Source organism: Burkholderia sp. Ac-20392, assembly GCF_017104585.1.
In the GTDB taxonomy this organism is placed as follows: domain Bacteria; phylum Pseudomonadota; class Gammaproteobacteria; order Burkholderiales; family Burkholderiaceae; genus Burkholderia; species Burkholderia lata.
In genome coordinates this window covers 1-1,595 of record NZ_JAAGPB010000971.1, presented here as the reverse complement: position 1 = coordinate 1,595, position 1,595 = coordinate 1, and the positions used below count along the sequence as shown (strand labels likewise).

The following is a 1,595-nucleotide window of genomic DNA, read 5'->3' as shown; positions in this document are numbered from 1 at the left end:
GCTCGCGAGTACGACCTTGCCGAACGCGCCGCCGTGGATCGCGTCCACCGCGCGCCGGGCTTCGTGCTGCCATTCGCTGGCCTGCAGCGCCTGCGTGTGCAGCAGATGCGGGGCATCGTCGTCATGGGCGGCGGCGAGCGTGCCGAGCGACTCGATGCGCGCGAGGTACGCATGCGCGAGCGCGGCCGGATCGTCGTGCGCGGCGACGACGTGCTGGCAGACGGCCCAGTGCGCATCGCCTTCGCGCACGATCAGCAGTTTCGCCACCGTCATGCTCGCGTCGGGAAACGGCGCCCAGTGTGCGCTGCGCGCGCCATGCGAATCGAACCGGAAGCCGCCAACGAGGCGCGGCGGTTGAGGGCCGGCCATCACGGCATCGCGAACGAGCGTGCGCCAGCGGGCATCGACCTGCGCGAAGCGCGTGTCGCCGGTGGCGGTCAGTTCGAGCGCGCAATCCCAGCCGAACAGCGTGACGGACGCATCACCCGCTTCATGGAAGAACCACGGCGTGGCGCCGTCGTCCCACGCGGCAATCAGGTCGAAGAAGTCGAGCGGCCGCAGCGGTACCGACACCGACGCGAGCGTCGGCGTGCCGGTGTCGGCGGCGCAGCGGGCCGCGCGGGCGAAGGTGTCGTGCAGCAGCGGGAGGCCGGCGTTCATGCGAGCCCCCGCTGTTGCCGCCAATACTGCGTCTGCTGCGTGATGTACCACGCGATCAGGCCCGAGAACAGCGTCTCGACGTAGTCGGCATCGAGGCCGGCCTGTTCGGCCCAGCGGCGCCGGTCGGGCAGCATCGCGGCCACCCGTTCCGGCGCGGCGATGCTCGCTTCGTCGGGCTTGAAGCGCGACGCAGCCTTCACGTACTGCATGCGCTGGCCGAGGGCAACGATGATGTCGGCGTCCAGGCGATCGATGGCTTCGCGAATGTCGGGCAGCCCCGCGCAGGCGTCCGGTGTCTTCATGTGTACTCCTTTCCGTAACGAAGGGATTGGTCGATCCGTTCGACCAGATGCGCGATCACCGCCGGGTATTGGTGGCGCAGGTAGAAGTGGTCGCCGCTGAACGTCTCGATGCGGATCGGGCGCGACGCGACGTCCTGCCACGCGTGCGCTTCGTCGTTGTCGAGTTCGGAATCGGCGAGCGGCAGCATCACGCCGAGCGGCGTGTCGATCCGCGGCGGCCGGTCGCGGCGATATGTCTCGATCGCGCGGTAGTCGCTGCGGATCATCGGCAGGTAGATCGCGCGCATTTCCGGATCGGCGAGCAGCGCGGCGTGCTCGCCGGACAGCCGCGCGACATCGCCCACGAGCGCATCGTCGGATTGCAGGTGCAGATCCGACAGGCGCTGGCGATGCGGCGGCGGCAGCGCGGACACGGCGAGGTAAAGCGGCGCCGCGCCGCGCGCCTCGAGCCGCACCGCTACCTCGTACGCGAGGATCGGAAGAGCGGCGGGTAGGGGAAGAGGGGAGATCTCGGGGTAAGACTCGGGGGTGGGCGTGGGATTAAAAAAAAAAAAACTGGAAGTCTAGAGATTGTCACCTATACATACACCGTGTGACTCAGAACAGCACGAGAAGAGCAGTCGACACACACAT

The 1,595-nt window shown here is 68.2% G+C and carries 1 protein-coding gene and 2 pseudogenes; all 3 read right to left on the bottom strand.

Annotation, left to right across the window (positions count from 1 at the left end):
* A pseudogene (locus G3N99_RS40175) lies at positions 1–660 on the bottom strand (salicylate biosynthesis isochorismate synthase); the annotation flags it as partial.
* Positions 657–962, bottom strand: a complete 306-nt coding sequence (locus G3N99_RS40170) for an isochorismate lyase (protein WP_174936692.1) — start codon at positions 960–962, stop codon at positions 657–659. The pseudogene G3N99_RS40175 and the gene G3N99_RS40170, both read right to left, overlap by 4 nt.
* Positions 959–1,435 (bottom strand): annotated as a pseudogene (locus G3N99_RS40165) (thioesterase domain-containing protein); the annotation flags it as partial. The gene G3N99_RS40170 and the pseudogene G3N99_RS40165, both read right to left, overlap by 4 nt.
* Positions 1,436–1,595 lie beyond the last annotated feature (160 nt).

Bases quoted from the DNA above. Each gene is read 5' to 3' on its own strand.
- G3N99_RS40170 (WP_174936692.1), bottom strand. From the start codon at position 962: ATGAAGACACCGGACGCCTGCGCGGGGCTGCCCGACATTCGCGAAGCC.